Source organism: uncultured Halovibrio sp., from assembly GCF_913056445.1.
Lineage (GTDB): Bacteria > Pseudomonadota > Gammaproteobacteria > Pseudomonadales > Oleiphilaceae > Halospina > Halospina utahensis_B.
In genome coordinates, this window is the sequence record NZ_CAJXMA010000004.1 from 51818 (window position 1) to 70664 (window position 18847).

16 protein-coding genes and 1 riboswitch are annotated in these 18847 nt (G+C 63.1%); of the genes, 3 read left to right on the top strand and 13 right to left on the bottom strand.

All coding sequences use genetic code 11. From position 1 onward, the window contains the following. Positions 1-71: 71 nt before the first annotated feature. Positions 72-2381: a phosphoenolpyruvate--protein phosphotransferase gene (ptsP, locus tag QZ501_RS02140; RefSeq protein WP_151440473.1), complete on the bottom strand. Its 2310-nt coding sequence runs from the start codon at positions 2379-2381 to the stop codon at positions 72-74. Positions 2382-2396: 15 nt separating this feature from the next. Next, the gene (gene rppH, locus QZ501_RS02145; protein WP_151440408.1) at positions 2397-2909 is read right to left on the bottom strand and encodes an RNA pyrophosphohydrolase; all 513 of its coding nucleotides are present in this window, start codon (positions 2907-2909) and stop codon (positions 2397-2399) included. 191 nt (positions 2910-3100) lie between these two features. Here rppH and QZ501_RS02150 point away from each other — a divergent pair, with 191 nt between their 5' ends. Beyond that, positions 3101-3760: an HAD family hydrolase gene (locus QZ501_RS02150; protein WP_295716790.1), complete on the top strand. Its 660-nt coding sequence runs from the start codon at positions 3101-3103 to the stop codon at positions 3758-3760. Positions 3761-3920: 160 nt separating this feature from the next. Next, positions 3921-4796 carry an HDOD domain-containing protein gene (locus QZ501_RS02155; protein WP_295716791.1) on the top strand — a complete coding sequence of 292 codons (876 nt, stop codon included), beginning with the start codon at positions 3921-3923 and terminating at the stop codon, positions 4794-4796. On the opposite strand, the gene QZ501_RS02160 is transcribed toward QZ501_RS02155, so the two are convergent. The 5 genes from QZ501_RS02160 to thiC all read right to left on the bottom strand — a co-directional run bounded on the left by QZ501_RS02160 (position 4790) and on the right by thiC (position 9165). Then, positions 4790-5389, bottom strand: a complete 600-nt coding sequence (locus QZ501_RS02160) for a YqiA/YcfP family alpha/beta fold hydrolase (RefSeq protein WP_160899278.1) — start codon at positions 5387-5389, stop codon at positions 4790-4792. The two genes, QZ501_RS02155 and QZ501_RS02160, sit on opposite strands and share 7 nt — an antisense overlap. Continuing rightward, complete coding sequence (gene cpdA, locus QZ501_RS02165) at positions 5379-6179, bottom strand: 3',5'-cyclic-AMP phosphodiesterase (RefSeq protein WP_295716793.1); 801 nt, start codon at positions 6177-6179, stop codon at positions 5379-5381. The genes QZ501_RS02160 and cpdA overlap by 11 nt, the downstream gene beginning before the upstream one ends. Positions 6180-6270: 91 nt before the next feature. Next, on the bottom strand, positions 6271-6729 hold the full coding sequence (locus tag QZ501_RS02170; RefSeq protein WP_151440413.1) for a DUF1249 domain-containing protein: 459 nt from the start codon (positions 6727-6729) through the stop codon (positions 6271-6273). After that, a complete protein-coding gene (locus QZ501_RS02175; protein ID WP_160899276.1) occupies positions 6729-7355 on the bottom strand; it encodes an NUDIX domain-containing protein in 627 nt (208 codons plus the stop codon). Before QZ501_RS02175 ends, QZ501_RS02170 begins: the two co-directional genes overlap by 1 nt. A gap of 16 nt (positions 7356-7371) precedes the next feature. Continuing rightward, complete coding sequence (gene thiC, locus QZ501_RS02180; protein WP_295716797.1) at positions 7372-9165, bottom strand: phosphomethylpyrimidine synthase ThiC; 1794 nt, start codon at positions 9163-9165, stop codon at positions 7372-7374. 91 nt (positions 9166-9256) lie between these two features. Then, a riboswitch (TPP riboswitch) is annotated at positions 9257-9381 on the bottom strand. Between the two features lie 87 nt (positions 9382-9468). On the opposite strand from thiC, the gene QZ501_RS02185 reads away from it, so the two are divergent. Further along, the gene (locus tag QZ501_RS02185; protein WP_295716798.1) at positions 9469-10896 is read left to right on the top strand and encodes a TolC family outer membrane protein; all 1428 of its coding nucleotides are present in this window, start codon (positions 9469-9471) and stop codon (positions 10894-10896) included. On the opposite strand, the gene waaA is transcribed toward QZ501_RS02185, so the two are convergent. From waaA to dtd, 6 genes are all read right to left on the bottom strand, one after another. After that, positions 10890-12158 carry a lipid IV(A) 3-deoxy-D-manno-octulosonic acid transferase gene (waaA, locus tag QZ501_RS02190; protein WP_295716799.1) on the bottom strand — a complete coding sequence of 423 codons (1269 nt, stop codon included), beginning with the start codon at positions 12156-12158 and terminating at the stop codon, positions 10890-10892. The genes QZ501_RS02185 and waaA overlap by 7 nt on opposite strands. Positions 12159-12176: 18 nt before the next feature. Beyond that, positions 12177-13100, bottom strand: a complete 924-nt coding sequence (locus QZ501_RS02195; RefSeq protein WP_151440418.1) for a branched-chain amino acid transaminase — start codon at positions 13098-13100, stop codon at positions 12177-12179. A gap of 107 nt (positions 13101-13207) precedes the next feature. Further along, positions 13208-16120, bottom strand: coding sequence for a bifunctional [glutamate--ammonia ligase]-adenylyl-L-tyrosine phosphorylase/[glutamate--ammonia-ligase] adenylyltransferase (glnE, locus tag QZ501_RS02200; RefSeq protein WP_295716801.1), 2913 nt, complete (start codon positions 16118-16120; stop codon positions 13208-13210). A gap of 49 nt (positions 16121-16169) precedes the next feature. Continuing rightward, positions 16170-17045, bottom strand: a complete 876-nt coding sequence (locus QZ501_RS02205) for a CYTH domain-containing protein (RefSeq protein WP_295716803.1) — start codon at positions 17043-17045, stop codon at positions 16170-16172. Between the two features lie 3 nt (positions 17046-17048). Beyond that, complete coding sequence (locus QZ501_RS02210) at positions 17049-18188, bottom strand: porin (protein WP_295716805.1); 1140 nt, start codon at positions 18186-18188, stop codon at positions 17049-17051. Positions 18189-18257: 69 nt separating this feature from the next. Then, positions 18258-18716, bottom strand: a complete 459-nt coding sequence (gene dtd, locus QZ501_RS02215; RefSeq protein ID WP_151440421.1) for a D-aminoacyl-tRNA deacylase — start codon at positions 18714-18716, stop codon at positions 18258-18260. Positions 18717-18847 lie beyond the last annotated feature (131 nt).

Here is an 18847-nt window from a genome sequence, read left to right on the forward strand (position 1 = left end):
CTGCTCACTCAAGACTAACGGCGTCTTCTAGAGTAGACATACTAGAAACAAGGATAGCACTGAATGCCCGCTCACTCCCGGGAGGCCGCGAGTTCCCGTACCCCGGAGCCACTGCGTTCCGGCCGGATAAAACGCCCGATCCCGGCTTTGCGCAGGGCCAGTTCCACACAGCTGCGGATCACATGCGGTGAATCCAGGGTCAGCACCTCCGCCAGCAGCCCACGGGCCATATCCATGTCGATGCCACGGATCACGGACTTGATCCGCGGCAGGTTGGAGGCGTTCATGGAAAGGGCGTCGTACCCCATGGCCAGCAACAGTATGGCACCACCGGGATCCCCCGCCAGCTCGCCGCAGATACTCACCGGCTTGCCCACGTCGTGGCAATCCTGGGCCACCTGGCACAGTGCCTGGAGCACCGCCGGGTGATAGGAGTGATAGAGGCTGGCCACGCGCGGGTTGTTGCGGTCCACCGCCAGCAGGTACTGGGTCAGGTCGTTCGACCCCACGGAGACGAAGTCGACCCGGGCCGCGATCTCCCGCACCTGGTACACGGCCGCAGGGATCTCGATCATAACCCCGACCTGAGGCATCGCCAGCTGGTAGCCCTCGTCACGCACCTCATGCCAGGCGCGATAGATCAGGTGCTGGGCCTCCTCGATCTCAGAGACATTGCTGATCATCGGCAGCATGATGCGCAGGTTGTCCAGCCCCTCACTCGCCTTGATCATGGCGCGGATCTGGACCAGGAACACCTCCGGGTGGTCCAGCGTGACCCGGATACCGCGCCACCCCAGAAAGGGGTTCTCCTCAACAATCGGAAAATAGGTCAGCGCCTTGTCACCGCCGATGTCCAGCGTGCGCATGGTGACCTCCGCCGGAGCGAAGGCCTCAAGCTGCTCGCGGTAATAGGCCTTCTGCTCCTGTTCGGAGGGGAACCGCTCATTGATCATGAACGGCACCTCGGTGCGGTACAGGCCAATGCCCTCCGCCCCGTGACTGAGTGAGCGCACCACGTCCGTGATCAGACCAGTGTTCACGAACAGCGGTATACGATGGCCATCCAGGGTCTCACACGGCTTGTCGCGCAGCTCCTCCAGCCCCTTAACCAGCTCCTGCTCTTCCTCAATGATGGACTCGAAGAAGGCCTTAAGCTCGGTGGAGGGCGAAGCGAAGATCTGGCCCTCATAGCCGTCCACAATCAGTTCCCTGCCATCCAGCTGCGCCACCGGGATGTCCACCAGCCCCATGACCGTGGGCACGCCCATGGCCCGGGCCAGGATGGCCACGTGGGAGTTGCCGGAACCGCGGACGGATACCAGGCCGGCCAGCTGGCCCTGGGGCACTTCCCCAAGCATCGCGGGCGTCAGTTCATCACTGACAAGAATCGTCCGTTCCGGGTACTCCGGTGTCTCTGACTCCCCTTCCTGGAGGTGGGAGAGCAGACGGCGCCCGAGATCACGGATATCCACGGCCCGCTCACGCAGGTAATGATCCCCCATCATCTCGAAGTGGCGGACATACTGGTTCACCACCGCCTTGAGCGACCCCGGTGCCCAGAGCCCCTCACGGATGCGGTTCTCCACCTCGCCGGGCAGCGCATGGTCGTGAAGCATGCGCAGATAGACCTCGAACAGGGCCTGCTCTTCCGGTCTCAGCTGCGGCGCAAGGCGCTCGCCTACCTGCTCCACATCGTCCCGTACCGCGGAAACGGCCGCGCGAAAGCGCTCGATCTCCGCATCCACATCCTCACAGCGCTTGTCCGGCACCGAATCCAGATCCGCCGGCGGAAACACCACCACGCCGGTCCCGATGGCCACGCCCTGAGCACCGGCGACACCGCTGAAAGCCACATCCCGGGCCTGGTCACCGCTGATCGAGATACCGCCAATGGCACCGGTCGCCTCACTGTGGGCAATGACTCCGGCAAGCTGGGCGGAGATGGTGACCAGGAAGGCTTCCTCACCCTCGTCAAAGCGGCGGCTGTTCTGGGTCTCCTGGACGACGATCACACCCAGCACGCGCCGGTGGTGGATAATGGGTACACCAAGGAAGGAGCCGAAGCGTTCCTCACCGGTCTCCGGAAAGTAGCGGTTGCGCGGGTGCTTCTGGGCATCCTCCAGGTTAATGGGCTCCTCACGGGTCCCAACCAGCCCCACCAGGCCCTCAGAAGGCGCAATACGGACCTGGCCCACCGCGGACTTATAGAGACCCTCGGTGGCCTTGAGCACGTAACAGCCGGATTTGTCGTCGTAGAGATAGACCGAGCAGACCTCGGTGTGCATAGCGGTCTGGACACGCGCCGCTATGGTGTCCAGCGCGTCCTGCAGGTTATTGATTCCGTTCAGTTCCTGGACGATGCTTCGCAGCGTGCTGAGCATTGTGGTCATAGTCGGTCAGCTTTCCTGGCGGGCCGGCGGTTGCCCCTTTGACTGTAGCCTGAATACCCCCGGCGCCAGTTCCCTCAGCGCCCTGCGGTAGACTTCGCGTTTGAAGGACACCACCTGCCCCAGCGGGTACCAGTAACTGACCCACTGCCAGCCGTCGAATTCAGGCTTATGGCTGCGATCAACCCTCACCCGGGCGTCGGGCGAGAGCATCTCGAGAAGGAACCATTTCTGTTTCTGGCCAATGCACACCGGGCGTGAATCCCTTCGGACCATGCGCCGGGGCAGGCGGTACCTGAGCCAGCCCCGGGTGGTAGTGATGATCCGGACATCCGATGAGTCCAGGCCAACCTCCTCCATCAGTTCGCGATAGAGGGCCTGCTCCGGTGTCTCATCCTCATTGATGCCTCCCTGTGGAAACTGCCAGGCGTCCTGGCCGATGCGCCTGGCCCAGAGCAATTCCCCCCGGTGATTCGCCAGCATGATTCCGACATTCGGTCTGAATCCGTCGGAGTCAATCACGGCAACACCTCTGTTTGTTATTCATCTTCTACGTGTAAGTTAGTGTCATTTTTCCAGAATTGATAGCCCCGGAGCAAACCGCGTAGGAGCCAGCCCTGCTCGCGATTCCCAACATCCATCGCGAGCAGGGCTCGCTCCTACGGTGATTGTGATACCCTTGCGCCCCGAATTCTCCCGGAGGCCGCACTACCGTGACACTCGCCATCTTCGACCTGGACAACACCCTTCTGCACGGCGACAGCGATCATGCCTGGGGCCAGTTCCTGATCGATACCGGCGTGGTGGATGGGGAGCGCTACCGCCAGCGCAACGACCAGTTCTACCGCGATTACGAGGCCGGTCGGCTGGATATTGAGCAATACCTGGCCTTCGCCCTGGAACCACTGGCCAGCCAGAAACCTGCAATACTGCGGGAGCTGCGGGAACGATTCATGCAGGAACGGGTAGAGCCCATGATCGAACCCGCGGCCGAAGCCCTCATCAACCGTCACCGTGAGCGTGGAGAGACCCTGCTGATCATCACCGCCACTAACCGCTTCGTCACGGAACCCATCGCGGCGCGCCTGGGTATCCCCAACCTGATTGCCACCGAGCCGGAAGTGGTGGATGGCGCCTTTACCGGCCGCGTTGCCGGCACCCCCTGCTTCCGGGACGGCAAGATCACGCGGCTCGAGGAATGGCTGCTCGATCGCTCGGAAACCCTGGATGGCGCGCACTTCTACAGTGACTCGCGCAACGACCTGCCGCTGCTGGAAACCGTGCCCAACCCGGTTGCCACCAACCCGGACCCTGCCCTGCGCGACACCGCCCACCACCGCGGCTGGCCAATCCTGGATCTCCAGTCCCCGTAGGAGCGAGGCTCGCTCGCGATCCCGGCGCGATCCCGGGTAACAATCGCGAGCGAGGCTCGCTCCTACGGAGATACAGGAACGCCCTGAACAATCAGTTACAGCCTATCGCCACCATCTGGTCTAGGCTGGGGGCAGCAACCCAACAGGATGATAAGCCCCTATGCCTGCGGAACTCACCGACGAACAGATCCACAACGTCCTCCAGGGCATCCGGATTCCACCACAGCCCCAGATCATGGTGGACCTCCAGATGGAGCAGGCGATGCCGGATCCGGACATCGAACAGATCGCCAAACTCATCCGGCAGGATGTCTCCCTGTCCGGAATGATGCTCAAGTTCGTCAACTCGCCCTTCCTGCAGCACAGCAACCAGATCTCATCCATTGAACAGGCAGTCGCGCTGCTCGGCCCCACCACGGTCATCAACATCATCAACGGCCTGAGCATCAAGGGCGAGATGTCGGATCAGGCGATCCGTGCCATGACCCGGTTCTGGGACACCGCCACGGACATCGCCCAGGTTTCGGCCCATGTGGCGCGCGCCATCGGCGCCAAGAACCCCGATGAATCCTATGCGATGGGACTTTTCCACAACGCCGGTATTCCACTGATGATGGAGCGCTTCCCGGACTACGACGATGTCATGATGGAGAGCTACGCGCGTGACGAACCGCGCCTGATCGACGTTGAGAACCGGATGCTGAACACCAACCATGCGGTCGTCGGCTATTACGTGGCCAAATCCTGGAACCTGCCGCGCCACCTCTGCGAGGTCATCGCCGAACACCACAACGTTCAGCAGGTCTTTGCCCAGACGGGCACCCGGGCCCAGGAACGCAAGACACTGCTGGCCACGCTCAAAATCGCTGAGCACATCTGCGGTAACTTCTCGATCCTGGGCCAGCAGGAAGAGGATTATGAATGGCGGCGCCTGGAGCAGGATGTACTCATCCACACCGGCCTGACCCAGTACGACCTGGAGGAAATGGCTCAGAACTTCCGTGATATGGGGATCACGGTCCACGGCGGTTACTGAGGACTGACCCCGCGCCGCAGAAAGTCCATCATCATCGGCAGCTCCTGGCGGAACCGCGTGTAGCGGTGGTTACCACCTTCGTGCACAACCAGCTTGCTGGCGGTGAACCTTTCGGCAGCCTGCCGGTAGTCCAGTGTTTCATCGCCGGTTTCCAGAAGAACCATGAGGCGCTCAGGGTGTGACAGAACCCCCGGATCCATGGCCTTAAGCTGATGCACGTGCTCCTCCGTAACGTGGAAGCTCTCCCCGGTATAGAGGTTGGTGTGCTCGCCGAGTGACTCCTCCATCAGGCGGTAGGGATGCGCGGCGGGATTGATCAGGACCGCCGGCAGACCATAGCGCTCCGCCATCACCATCGCGAAGAACCCGCCCAGGGAGCTGCCGATCAGGCCGGGCCCGGAACCCGGCGCCTCTTCGATGAGCCCGGCGAGCTGCGCCTCCACGCCGGCAGGCGTGGTTGCCAACTGGGGAATGAACCACTGCCCCCGGTAGCCGGATTCATGCAGCCAGGCATCCAGCTCCCTTGCCTTTTCGGAGGCCGGCGCACTACGGAACCCATGAAGATAGATCAGGTCAGGGTCATCAGTAGCCAACGCTGTCGAGCTCCAGTCCGTAGTCATCATCGGCAATGCGTTCCACGCCGGAGCGGATGCGCCCGTCCGGATAGAGCGCGAGCCAGCGGTAACCCGGCGGCACGGCATCAACCGCAAAGGACTCTGAATCCGGCAGAAACTGCACGCAGGTGGAGGGGCCGGCCAGCATCCGCCAGCCGCCGGTCTCCTGGTCCAGGGACTGGTGGATATGCCCCCAGAGAAGTCCCCGCACCTGCTCGTGGCGCGCCAGCACCTCGAAGAGGGCTTCGTGATCCTGCAGGCCAATGGCATTCATCCATTCGGCACCGATACGGATCGGATGGTGATGCAGGCACACCAGCGCATGATCCCCGGGGTGCTCCTTCAGGCAGGCATCCAGATACGCCAGTTCCTTCTCCCCCAGGCACCCGTGCACCTGGTCCGGCACCGAGGAGTCCAGGCAGATCAGCTGCCACCCATGGCTCCGGTAACGCCGCTCTGCCGATCGGGTTCCCCTGATGGCCCGCTCCATTGCCGGCAGCACATCGTGATTGCCCGCTGCCCAGAAGACAGGCCCCTCAAAGAAAGCGGTCTGCTCCCGGAAATAGTGATAGGAGTCGTCACTGCCATCCTGGGAGATATCTCCGGTTGCCAGAACCAGATCCGGTTGACCGTAATGGACGCGGACATGCGCGAGCACTGCCTCCAGTGTCTGGCGCGTATTGATCCCGAGCAGGCGCCCTTCCGGGTCCCCCATCAGGTGGGGGTCCGTAATCTGCAGCACATGCAGGGGCTCGGCTGAGGCGTCCATGGTGGCTATGGGCTCCCTTCGTCGCTATGCCCTTCAATATAGCGGGCTTATGCGTTATTGCCCAACGGATTTAGGGAACGTCATCACGGGTTCAGGATTCCAGGCTCCAGACCGAATCCAGGTCGGCCGCCTGCCCGAACCTGAGGCAAAAATCCAGCCAGTCCGCCAGGAACAGATTGATCTGCAGCTTCTCATCCGGAAGATGCATTCGCGCATTGGGGTAGGGATTCACAGCGCGGATGCGCCCATGCCGGAAACAGCTCATCACTTCCAGCATCCCCACATCGTGATAGGCACGCACCGTCATGCGGGGGTTATTGAGCCAGCGCCCGTTGTTCGCCACCTGTTCCAGGTACCAGGTCTCGGTGAAGCGCGCCTTCTCCAGACGGCACAGATGCACGTCTCCCAGATGCCGACCACCGTCATGCAACTGGAAGAACACATCAGAGTCCGCATCGGGCCCGAGGCGCTCAAGATGGCCCAGGCGATGGTAGTTGGCCTCGCAGACCGCCGCGAAGCGGGTCAGGTCCGGCACATACCGCTGCACCATCACCCGGCCCTCCACTCATCCCGCAACCGCTCACGGTTCAGAGCCAGCCACTGCAGGGCCATGATGGCTGGTGCGTTCCAGATCCGGCCGTCACGCAGGCCCTCCATGGCGATTTCAAAGGCAAGAGGCTGCACGCGGATGTCCTCGTTCTCATGCTCAAGGCCATGGATACCACCTGCACCGGCCGCATCCACACAGCCGCCATAGAGGTGCACAAGTTCATTGGTACCGCCAGGTGAGACCAGATAGTCACAGATCTTCTCGACACGCCCCAGGGTCAGCCCCGCTTCCTCCTCGGCTTCCCTGCGGGCGGTGGTCTCACCGTCATCACCGGATTCGTTGATGCCGGCGACCACCTCCAGCAGCCAGGGCGAGGCCTCACGCCCCAGGGCGCCGGCGCGGAACTGCTCCAGAAGCACCACTTCGTCCCGCCAGGGGTCATAGGGCAGCACACAGGTGCAGTTCTCACGCCAGAAGATCTCGCGATGCATGGCAGGGCTCCAGCCGCCTCCGAAAAGGCGGTGCCGGAACCGCAACCCACGAAGCTGGAAGAAACCCTGATAGAGCGCCTCATCGGACTCAATGGTCACGTCATCGTGGTCAAAGGTGCTGTCCAGCTCTCCCATCAGGGCCTCATCGGTCTCAGACTTCGTGGTACAGATCCCCTCCCTGTTCGCGGAACTCGGCGGACTTGTCCGCCAGCCCTTCCCGCAGCGCCGCTTCATCGTTCAGACCATGCTCCCGCGCGTAGTCACGCACCTCCTGGGAGATCTTCATGGAACAGAACTTCGGCCCGCACATGGAGCAGAAGTGCGCCACCTTCGCCGAATCCTTGGGCAGGGTCTCATCGTGATAGGCTCGGGCCCGTTCGGGATCCAGTCCGAGGTTGAACTGGTCTTCCCAGCGGAACTCGAAGCGCGCCCTGGAAAGCGCGTCATCCCGCCGCTGGGCTCCGGGGTGGCCCTTGGCCAGGTCCGCCGCGTGCGCCGCAATCCGGTAGGCCATCAGCCCTTCTTTCACGTCCTCGCGGTTGGGCAGGCCCAGATGCTCCTTCGGCGTCACGTAGCAGAGCATGGCGCAACCATACCAGCCGATCATGGCAGCGCCAATCCCGGAGGTAATGTGATCATAGCCCGGCGCGATGTCGGTTGTCAGCGGCCCCAGCGTGTAGAACGGCGCCTCGTCACAGCACTCAAGCTGACGCTCCATGTTTTCCTTGATCAGGTGCATCGGCACATGACCAGGTCCCTCGATCATGCACTGGACATCATGCTCCCAGGCGATCTTCGTGAGCTCGCCCAGTGTCTCCAGCTCCGCGAACTGCGCCCGGTCGTTGGCATCGGCAATGGAGCCGGGGCGCAGCCCGTCGCCCAGGGAGAAGGCAACGTCATAGGCCTTCATGATCTCGCAGATCTCAGAGAAATGCGTATAGAGGAAGCTCTCTTCGTGCCGGGACAGGCACCACTTGGCCATGATGGACCCACCGCGCGAGACGATACCCGTGGTCCGTTCCGCCGTCATGGGCACATGGTGCAGGCGCACCCCGGCATGAATGGTAAAGTAGTCCACGCCCTGTTCGGCCTGTTCGATGAGGGTATCCCGGAACAGCTCCCAGGTCAGGTCCTCGGCCGTACCATCCACCTTCTCCAGTGCCTGGTAGATGGGTACCGTGCCCACAGGCACCGGTGAGTTGCGGAGCAGCCATTCCCGGGTCTCGTGGATGTCCTTACCGGTCGACAGATCCATGATGGTATCCGCCCCCCAGCGGATCGCCCAGGTCAGCTTGCCCACCTCTTCCTCGATCGAGGAAGTCACCGCCGAGTTGCCGATGTTGGCGTTGACCTTCACCAGGAAGTTGCGCCCGATGATCATGGGCTCGGATTCCGGGTGGTTGATGTTGTTGGGGATGATGGCACGTCCACGCGCCACTTCATCACGCACGAACTCGGGATCGACGCCCTCGCGGATGGCGATGAATTCCATCTCGGGGGTGACCATGCCCTTCCGCGCGTAGTGCATCTGGCTCACGTTGCCGCCCGCGCTGGCCACCCTGGGCTTGGGCGGCCGGCCGAAGCGGAAGGCGTCCCGTCGTGGGTCACGCAGCCGCTGGCGAGTGGTTTCGGAACTGAACTCGGGCAGGCGCTGCGTATCACCCCGTTCATCGATCCAGCCGGCGCGCAAAGGCGCGAGGCCCTCACGGAGGTCGATGGCAGCAGCGGGATCCGTATAGGGGCCGGATGTGTCGTAGACCCGCAACGGCTCGTTGGCTTCCGGGCCCTCGGCCGTGTCTGTGGGACTCAGCTGGATCTCGCGCATGGGCACGTTCAGATCCGGACGACTGCCCGACACGTACACTTTATGCGACGCAGGCAGTTGGTCGATGGTGGCGTCGTTGACGCGCTCGTTCTCGCTCAGGAGCTCATTGGATGGGTTCATGGTGGTTCTCCTCCGTTGGTGATCGAACGGACGGGAGAACGCAGAGGCAGACATGACGTCAGTAGTGGCAAACAAGGAGGCGGTACAGTCAGCACCCGCCTGTCTCGATCCCTACGCCGGTGCTAGCCGGATCAGGTCTGCGGGTTCTGCATTCGCAATCTCAGCCGGTCGCGGCGGCAAACGCCAACCCCGGGTCCGGCACCCCGTCAAGACAGTCCATTCGAGTCTAGAGATTGCCCCGGAACTTGTCCATAATGGTGACCGCCGGTCACGGCCATCCTTGATCAACGCTTGAGGGATCCAATGAAAGCGCGCGCTCTTCCCGCACTGATTGCGGCCCTGCTGCTCCCCGTTACCCAGGCTCACGGCGAGGGGCTGATGGACGTCTACCGCAAGGCCCTTTCCTATGATTCAGAACTGGCGGCGGCCAGGGCAGCCCGACAAGCCCGTGAGGCAGCTGTGGCTGAGTCCAGAGCGCCGCTTCTGCCCCAGCTGGACGCCTTCGGAGAATCCACCTATACCGAGCTCAACACTGTGGATGGCCACGTCACCAACCATGAGTATGGCCTCCAGCTCAGCCAGCCCCTGTTCCGGGCCAACGCCTGGTATGGTTTCCAGGCCAGCCAGAAGCAGAGCAAGGTTGCGGCGGCGGAACTCTCCCGCGCTGAACAGGGGCTGATGCTGAAAGTAGCGGAACAGTACTTCAATGTGCTGCGCGCCAAAGACGAACTGGACACCGCTCAGGCTCAGGAAGCGGCCCTGCGGCGCCAGTGGGAGCAAGCGAAAGAGCGCTATGACGTGGGGCTGGTAGCCACCACTGAAGTGGAGGAAGCTCGCGCAGGCTACGACGCAAGCCGCTCGCAGCGGATCGCTGCCCAGAGCCAGCTGGACATCGAACGCGAGAGCCTTGCGCGACTGACCGGCCAGTTCCCGGAGACCCTCGAACGGCTAGAAACCGACTTCCCGATCAGCAGCCCGGAACCGGCCAACCCCAAGGCCTGGGCCCAGACCGCACTGGAGCAGAACTGGGAGCTGAAGGCACAACAGCTTACCGTGGACGCCACCCGCGAGCAGCTCAGCGCAGCACGCTCCGAACACCTGCCCACACTGGACCTGTTCGCCCGGGTCCAGCGTCAGCACCAGGATAATGACTTTGACCTCCCGGCCACGGGGGCGCCGGGGGCACCCATACCGACCAATCCCATGGACGAGTATCCGCGCACCGATACCACCGTCGGACTGTCCCTGAACATTCCTCTTTATAGTGGTGGTGGCACCCAGGCCGGTGTCCGGCGGGTTCGGGCGGAAAGCGAGCAGGCCCAACGCAACCTGGACACGGTGCGCCGCAATGTCCGCCTTGACGCCCGTTCCCTGTTCCGCCGGATCACCACCAACATCCAGACCATCAATGCCCAGCGCCAGACCATTGTTTCAAGGCGCAGCGCGCTGGACGCCACGCGTGCCGGCTACGAGGTGGGTACAAGGAACATCGTTGAAGTACTGGATGCTGAGCAGAACTACTACGTTGCTCTGAGGGACTACGCCAATGCCCGCTACGACTACGTGCTCAACACACTGCGCCTGAAGCAGGTAGCCGGAACGCTGAGCCCCCAGGATCTGCAAGGCCTTGACCGCTGGCTGAGCGCGACAGCTCCGGGCATTGAACGTCTGGCAAGACAGGTAACCCGCGAGGAACGGCAGGACAACGGGGACCAGACCCCGGATCAGTAATCGGGCAGCCGCCTGAGGACACCCTCCACCAGGCGCGCCACCGCGCCCTGGTTGGCATCCACCACGGCCCGGCCACGCTGGCCCAGCGCCTCCCGTTCCGACGCTGCCCCCACAAGCTCCTCCAGCACCGCGGCCAGCGCATCGGTGCCATCCACAAACCGCACGGCCTGCTCGTCCGCGAGGCGCTCAAACACACTGACGAAGTTGAACACATTCGGCCCGGTCAGCACCGGCAGCGACCAGGCCGCCCCCTCCAACGGGTTGTGCCCGCCACGCTCAATGAGCGACCCGCCGATAAAGGCGATATCCGCACACCCGAAGAGCATCAGGAGCTCACCCATGGTGTCCGCAAGGTAAACCTGAGCAGAGGCGGGATCGTCAGCCGCTGTCCGACGCGCCAGGGTCAGGCCCTGCTGCTCAGTGAGCCGTGCCACTGCATCAAAGCGCTCGGGGTGGCGTGGCACCAGCACCAGCAGTGCCCGCGGGTAACGTTCCAGCAGGCGGCGATGCGCGGCCAAGACAGGCTCATCCTCGCCGTCATGGGTACTGGCGGCGATCCATACGGGCCGCCCTTCTCCGAAACTCTCCCTGAGTGCAGCCGCCTCATCGCGCACCGCTTCCGGAATCCGCAGGTCATACTTGATCGAGCCTGTTACCGAAAGCTGTTGCGAGCGCACGCCCATGGCGCGGAAACGTTGCGCGTCCGCATCCGACTGGGCGGCAATCCAGTCAAGGGAACGGAAAGCCGGCAGCGTCAGCGGTGCCACACGGGCATACCCCGAGGCGGATTTCTCCGAGAGCCGGGCATTCGCAAGGATCACCGGAATCCCCCTGCGGGCACAGGCATTCACCAGGTTGGGCCATACTTCGGTTTCCATGATGACCAGTCCCGACGGCTTCACGCGCCGGATGAAGGCATTCACCATCCAAGGAAGGTCCAGTGGAATATAGGCGTGCATCACCTGATCCCCGAAGGCGGCACGAACCCTCTCGGCGCCTGTGGGTGTCATGGTGGTGACCAGTATCTGTCGGTCCGGCGCCTGTTCACGGAGGGCCCTGACCATGGGAGCAGCCGCGATCACCTCGCCTACGGATGCGGCGTGGATCCAGAGGATGCCGGCATTTTCGGGAACCGGCCCGTAACCCAGCCGCTCCGGCCAGCGCTCGCGGTACCGTCTGTCCTTAAGACCCCGGTACCACAGGAACGCCAGAATGCCGGGTAGCAGCAGCGTCAGCAGAAGTGAATAGAGCCAGCGTGCCATATGCAGGCGTTCCCGGGCTCAGGTGGCGACGGTCAGCCAGTCCCTGTTCCGCTCCCGGCGCCCTTCCACGGCGTCAAAGTACATCTGCTGGAACTGCTCGGTAATGGGGCCACGGCTGCCTTTGCCAATGGTGCGGTTGTCCAGCTCGCGGATGGGCAGCACCTCGGCAGCCGTGCCGGTAAAGAACGCTTCGTCCGCGATGTAGATCTCGTCGCGGGTGATCCGACGCTCTCTCACGGGGATGTCCAGTTCACGGGCGAATTCGAGAATGCTCCGCCGGGTGATGCCATCCAGGCAGGAAGTCAGCTCCGGCGTATGCAGTTCGCCATTGCGGACGATGAACAGGTTCTCTCCAGTCCCCTCCGCAACGTAACCTTCGTTGTCCAGCAGCAGGGCTTCATCATAGCCGCAGCTCATGGCCTCATTGAGCGCCAGCATGGAGTTGATGTAGTTGCCATTGGCCTTGGCCTTGCACATGGTGATGTTCACGTGATGACGCGTGTAGGACGAGGTGCGGATACGGATGCCCTGTTCCCGTGCCTCCGGCGCCATGTACGAGGGCCACTCCCAGGCGGCGATCATGACGTGCACCTGGAGATTGTCCGCACGCAGCCCCATGCCCTCGGACCCCAGGAAAACCATGGGCCGGATGTAGGCAGAGGCCAGACCGTTCTCACGGATCACCAGACGCTGGGCGTCGTTGAGGGTCTCCTGATCGTAAGGCATCTTCATGTTGAGGATGTGCGCGGAGTTGAACAGGCGCTGGGTGTGGTCCTGGAGACGGAAGATCGCCGGTCCCTCATCCGTGCTGTAGGCACGCACCCCCTCAAAGCAGCCCATGCCGTAGTGAAGGGTATGGGTCAGCACATGCACTTTGGCATCACGCCAGGGCACCAGTTCCCCGTCAAGCCAGATAAGACCATCACGATCCGCCATCGACATTGCCGCCAACTCCTCTCGTCTGTATTTTCGGCCAGAGCATCAAACCCGGGATTCTAGCAGGAAACGGGCCCTCCATGAGAACCGGAGAGCGCACGGACGGACAGCCCCTAAACGGCAGGAGGATGCATCAGGGTCTGCCAGCACTCCATGACGTAGCGCCTCTCCGCCTCGAACTGGTCCGCCGAAACCTCGCTGTTGAGGCGCTGCAGCGCACGCCGGTGCACAGTCGAGCGCATGGTAATGAACACATCCCGCAGGCGCTCAGCCATGGCAGTATCCAGAACACCGGCCTCGCCAAGGGATTCCATCTGGCGGATGTTGTCCGACTGGTGGGTGATGGCCGGGTACCGGTGAGCCCAGGCCAGGATGAGGTACTGGACCATGAACTCGATGTCGATGATCCCTCCCGGATCCTGCTTGACGTGGAATATGCCGGGATCCCCGGAGGCATGGGCATCACGCATGCGCTGGCGCATGGCAACCACCTCCTGGCGCAGAGCCTCGGGGTCGCGCTCATTTGCCAGGATATCATGGCGGATCCGCGCAAACCCTTCGCCGGAAACCTGGCTCCCGGCCACCCAGCGCGCCCGGACCAGGGCCTGATGCTCCCAGGTCCAGGCATCGCGCTCCTGGTAGGTACGGAACGCATCCAGCGTGGAGACCAGCAACCCTGAGTTGCCCGAGGGCCGCAGCCGCATATCCACTTCGTAGAGCTGGCCGGAGGGTGTCTGCGCCTGGAGGATGTGCACCACCCGTTGACCGAGGCGCGCATAGAAGACCGCGTTATCAATGGATTTATCGCCATCGGTCACATTCTGCGGATCACTGTCGTGCACGAACACCAGGTCCAGATCCGAGGTGTAGCCCAGCTCGATACCGCCGAACTTGCCATAGCCGATGATCGCGAAGTCCATCTCAATGGGCTCCCCCTGATCATCCGTGGGCGTGCCGTAGCGCTGGGTCAGATGGTGCCAGGCCAGCACCACCACATGCTCCAGAACGGCCTCGGCAATCCAGGTCAGATAGTCGCTGACCTTCATCAACGGCAGTGTGCCACGGATCTCGGAGGCAGCCACGCGCAGCACATGGGCCTTGCGGAAGTGGCGCAGCGCCTCCATCTGTTCTTCCAGATCGTCCAGCGGAATCCGCAGCATCTGCTGGTTCAGGTCCGCCTGCAGCTGATCCCGGTCAGGCGGCGTATAGAGGCTTTCAGCGTTGAGCAGTTCATCCAGCAGCAGCGGCGTCTCCGCCAGCTGGTCCGCAATCCAGGGGCTGGCCGCGCACAGGCGTACCAGTTCCCGCAATGCCCCCGGATTCTCCGTAAGCAGCAGCAGATAGGCGCTGCGGCGCAGAACCGCTTCCACCAGCGGAAGCACACGCTCCAAAGTGGCGGACGGGGCGTCCTCCTCCGCCAGTGCAGCCAGAAGCCGTGGCAGGAAGCGGTCCAGGCGACGCCGCCCCTCACTCTGGAGAGTGGTGACAACCCGGCCTTCCCGCAGGGATTTCAGCCGTTCCAGTGACTCAGTGGCCGACTCGAACCCGGCCCTTTCCAGCCACTGGCTGGCCGTCTCCTCCCCCAGCGAACCGGCCCAGATCTCTTCCCAGCCATCCTGGCCACCGTCATCCTCTCCCTCGTCCTCTTCCAGAGCGATGATGTCCGCGAAATGCGCGTTGACCCGTTCCCGGTGTGCCTGCAGGTCACCGGCAAGGCTGTCCCAGTCCCCGTACCCCATGATCAGCGCCACCCGCGCCCGGCCCACCGCATCCGAAGGCAGAGTCTGGGTCTGCTGGTCGGCAATGCCCTGGAGGGCGTGCTCGGTATCCCGGAGCAGGACATAGGCGCTGTCCAGATCCGCAACCACCTCATCCGGCAACAGCTCCATACTCCCAAGGGCAGACAGCACTTCGCGGAGACGGCGCTCCTGGAGGACCGGCTCACGGCCACCGCGGATCAGCTGGAACGCCTGGGCCACAAACTCAATCTCCCGGATGCCACCGGCTCCCAGCTTGATGTTGCTCTCCAGTGAGCGCCGGCGAACCTCGCGCTGGATGAGCTTTTTCATCTCCCGCAGCGACTCGAAGGCGGAGAAATCAATGTAGCGCCGGTAGATAAACGGGTGCAGCAGCTGCTGAAGGTGGCTGGCATGCTCCCTGGGCCCACTGACCACCCGTGCCTTGATCAGCGCATAGCGTTCCCATTCCCGGCCCTGGTTCTGGTAGTACGTCTCCAGGGCACCAAAGCTCATGGCCAGGGGGCCACTCTCGCCGTTCGGGCGCAGCCGCATGTCCACACGGAAGACGAAACCGTCGGCGGTGGGCTGATCCAGCGCGCGGATCAGCCTCTGACCCAGGCGGCTGAAAAAGACCTGATTGTCGACACTGCGCCGTGCGCCTTCGGTTTCACCACTGCTCGGGTAGGCGAAGATCAGATCGATGTCCGAGGAGAGATTGAGTTCCCCGGCACCCAGCTTGCCCATGCCGATCACCAGCAGGGGCTGGGCGACGTGCTTCCCTGTAACCGGATCCGCGCCCATGGGGGTGCCCCACTCGCGGCAGGCATCCGCGTAGAGCCATGAAACCGCGCCATCGATACAGGCGTCGGCCAGCTCGGTCATGGCGCCCATGGTTTCCTCGAGATCCGCTTCGCCCAGCAGATCGCGCCATACGATCCGGAACATCCAGCGTCGCCGGAAGGTCCGCAGGGCCTTCTGGAGTTCCGCCTCCGCCTGGATATGCGGCTGCTGCGCCTGCCAGTCCTCCTGGATCTCACCCGGGCACCAGGGGCGCGTCAGCAGCTCTGACTCGAACAGCGGCTCCAGCACATCGGGGTGGCGCCGCAACTGCTCGAACAGGAAGTCACTGCGGGCAATGGCCTGGATGATGCCCTCGCGATGGGCCTCGAAATGCGCCTGGCTCGCGGCGGATTCCACATCCATGAGACTGCGCCAGCCTTCAGCCGCCTTCTCCCGGAGGGCGTCAGGCAACGGTGCCAGTTCCCCGTCATCCAGAGGGTCCATCATGGTGGTTACCTTCCTGTCGGTGTGCCATCAGCTCGCCGGTTGATGCCGTTCAGACAAGCAGTGCCAGCTGCAGCGGCGCCAGCCCGCGCATGGTGGTCAGGGCCTCGCGGGGCGACATGCATTGTGCCGCAGCGGATTCGAGCTCCGCTGTGACCTGAGTGTAGGCCTCCCCGGCCCCGGCTGCCTCTGCAGAACCGGACAGTTGTCGATGCAACTGAAGAAAATGCTCCCAGCCAGCCGGATCATCCCCCAGCCAGAAGCGGCACAGGGCATCCAGCCACACCTGGGGACTGGCCCCGGACCCAGCCTCTCCCGATGCGCCCACCCCGGCCAGATGATAGCCCTGCTCAGCCTTGCTGATGCTGTTGAGCAGTGCCGGCACGCTCGCTGTCAGCGCGGTTGCAACCCGCGAGAGAATGCCGGCATCGCCCTCCACCAGTTCCAGCTCGAGTTCACAGAGCGGCTGCTCCTGCCCGCTGGCACGGATCACTCCATTGTCCAGCGCGCATTCGATGCGTGCCCACTGCCCCTGCTCGGACCAGTCAAGCATAAGGACGCGACGCTGGAAGTCCGTGTCAAAGACGGGTGCCAGGTGGCTCAGGGCCGGGTGATCCGCCATGGGGGTGTCAGCCAAAAGCGCCAGGTCCAGGGAAGCTTCCGGTCTTTCCCACTCCCATTCCTGGCGCGCCAAGGCCGCCCCCTGGAGGTGACCGCGGGTTTTCAGGGTCTGGATGTAGCCACTCCCGGTGGCGCGCACGCGCAGAGCCACCCGTTCCGCGTTCAGGGCTCCCTCCGGGGTGTCATAGTAACGGCTGAGGAGCGTCAGGGGCTCGCCCTGCTCCACGGCGCCCCTGGTACTCAGCCAGCCCCCGGCCCGGTCAAGGTTGGCGGGGGTCATGCTGAGTTTGAGCTCGGTCTCGCTCATGGATCAGAACCGGTAACGGGCGCCGACCATCAGATCGAATCGGTCCGGCGTCTGCTCATTCGAACTGGCTTTGTAGCCTTCCACGTACACCGCCATGGACTCGGTCAGATCGTGCATGACCTGGGCCGTGTAGGCGTTGGTGGTTTCGCTATCCAGGTCACCACCGGAAACCTGCTGTGCAAGTTCATCACGCTCCCTTTCCCAGGAAACCGAGAACCGGTTGGGGCCGATGCGGTAGCTGGTCAGCAGGGCCGCCACGCTGGCGATGTCCTTACGGTGCTGATACTGGGCGGTGAAGTGCCAGCGTTCACCCTCATAGGTCATGCGGCCGCCGTAGGTATTCTCGTTGCCTGCCTGAAGCCGTTCCCGTTCGGAGGGGTTTGCCCCGAGCACGTCGCCGCCGTCATTGGAATCCATACCCAGCGCCCATTCCCAGTTGCCAGGAGTATAGCTCAGTACGGCCTGATAGGGACGGCTTTCCTTCTCCTGGTCGTTTCCGACTTCGGGACTACCATCCTCGTTCAGCTGAACCGCGGCATGCAGCCGGAGGTCGCCCCAGGAGGGTGTGGTGTACTGCACCAGACGGTCACGGCCCGTGGTGTAGGGGCCCAGCGGATGGCGCCTTGTATCACGCCCACCGTCCTCATGGCGGAATTCGCCTTCAAAGAAATTGGCAACGTGGTCGAGCTGCTGTTCATACACGGTATCGTCCACGCCACCCCAGATGCGGCCAAAGTCACCCTCAAGGCCGATGTAGGCGTACTCGACATGCTCATCGAACATCCGGTTCCGGTCTTCATCGGCGCGGGTGGGAATAGAGCGCCACTCAGCACGGAAGAAACCCTCGGTACCCGGCATGAGCTCGGTGCGGTTGCGCAGGCCGATCCAGGAGTTGCTGTCGCGGAAGGCAGTTTCGCTGCCAACCGTCCCCCGGCTGCGACTTACCGGTGTATCGTCCGTATCGCGGTGCTCCATCACCAGCCCAAGCTGGCCGTAGATCTCCGGCATCATGTCCAGCCGGTGCGTCAGTGCGTCCACCTCCGCCAGTGTCAGTTCACTGTCGCCGCTGCGGCCCGAATCCTGGGCCTGTACGCCACCAGCCGCCAGCGCGGCCAGTGCCAGAACAATTCCTTTCCGCTTCATGGAACCCCCTAGTGTTATCAGAGCCGGCAGAATACCACTGAGGCCCCACCGGCTAAAGAAACCTCAACGCTACACGCTCAACAGAAACGTTACCGGCCCGTCATTGACCAGCTGTACCTGCATGTCCGCACCAAAACGGCCGGTGGCCAGATGCCCGATCCCGGGCGGTGCCACGTCCACCTCCTGGCGGGCTGCCTCCACAAACGCATTGAACCAGTGTTCGCCGCGCTCGGGCCGGGCCGCGGACGAAAAGGAGGGCCGGCTGCCCTTGCTGGTATCCGCCGCCAGAGTGAACTGGGGCACCACCAGCAGGTCACCGCCGCAATCGCGTAGGCTCCGGTTCATACGCCCCTGTTCATCAGGAAACACACGGTACTCAAGCACGCGCTCCAGCATCCGTTTCTGCTCGGCCGCCCCATCCGTTTTCTGAACCCCAAGAAACAGGAGCAGACCATAACCGACCTCTCCCACGACCTCTCCGTCGATACTGACGCTGGCGCTGCTGACACGCTGTATAAGCCCTTTCAAACAACCTCCTCCTGTCCAGATAACAGCAGCCACTCATGGTGCCAGAAAGCGCCCTGCAATGACGCATACCAGAGTGCACCTGCACCAAAACAGCCCCCAAGGCCAGCCCACAAAGCGCCTCCACCCTCCTG

Bases quoted from the DNA above. Each gene is read 5' to 3' on its own strand.
- ptsP (WP_151440473.1), bottom strand. From the start codon at position 2,381: ATGCTCAGCACGCTGCGAAGCATCGTCCAGGAACTGAACGGAATCAAT.
- QZ501_RS02155 (WP_295716791.1), top strand. From the start codon at position 3,921: ATGCCTGCGGAACTCACCGACGAACAGATCCACAACGTCCTCCAGGGC.
- cpdA (WP_295716793.1), bottom strand. From the start codon at position 6,179: ATGGACGCCTCAGCCGAGCCCCTGCATGTGCTGCAGATTACGGACCCC.
- QZ501_RS02170 (WP_151440413.1), bottom strand. From the start codon at position 6,729: ATGGTGCAGCGGTATGTGCCGGACCTGACCCGCTTCGCGGCGGTCTGC.
- QZ501_RS02175 (WP_160899276.1), bottom strand. From the start codon at position 7,355: ATGGGAGAGCTGGACAGCACCTTTGACCACGATGACGTGACCATTGAG.
- thiC (WP_295716797.1), bottom strand. From the start codon at position 9,165: ATGAACCCATCCAATGAGCTCCTGAGCGAGAACGAGCGCGTCAACGAC.
- QZ501_RS02185 (WP_295716798.1), top strand. From the start codon at position 9,469: ATGAAAGCGCGCGCTCTTCCCGCACTGATTGCGGCCCTGCTGCTCCCC.
- waaA (WP_295716799.1), bottom strand. From the start codon at position 12,158: ATGGCACGCTGGCTCTATTCACTTCTGCTGACGCTGCTGCTACCCGGC.
- QZ501_RS02195 (WP_151440418.1), bottom strand. From the start codon at position 13,100: ATGTCGATGGCGGATCGTGATGGTCTTATCTGGCTTGACGGGGAACTG.
- glnE (WP_295716801.1), bottom strand. From the start codon at position 16,120: ATGATGGACCCTCTGGATGACGGGGAACTGGCACCGTTGCCTGACGCC.
- QZ501_RS02205 (WP_295716803.1), bottom strand. From the start codon at position 17,045: ATGAGCGAGACCGAGCTCAAACTCAGCATGACCCCCGCCAACCTTGAC.
- QZ501_RS02210 (WP_295716805.1), bottom strand. From the start codon at position 18,188: ATGAAGCGGAAAGGAATTGTTCTGGCACTGGCCGCGCTGGCGGCTGGT.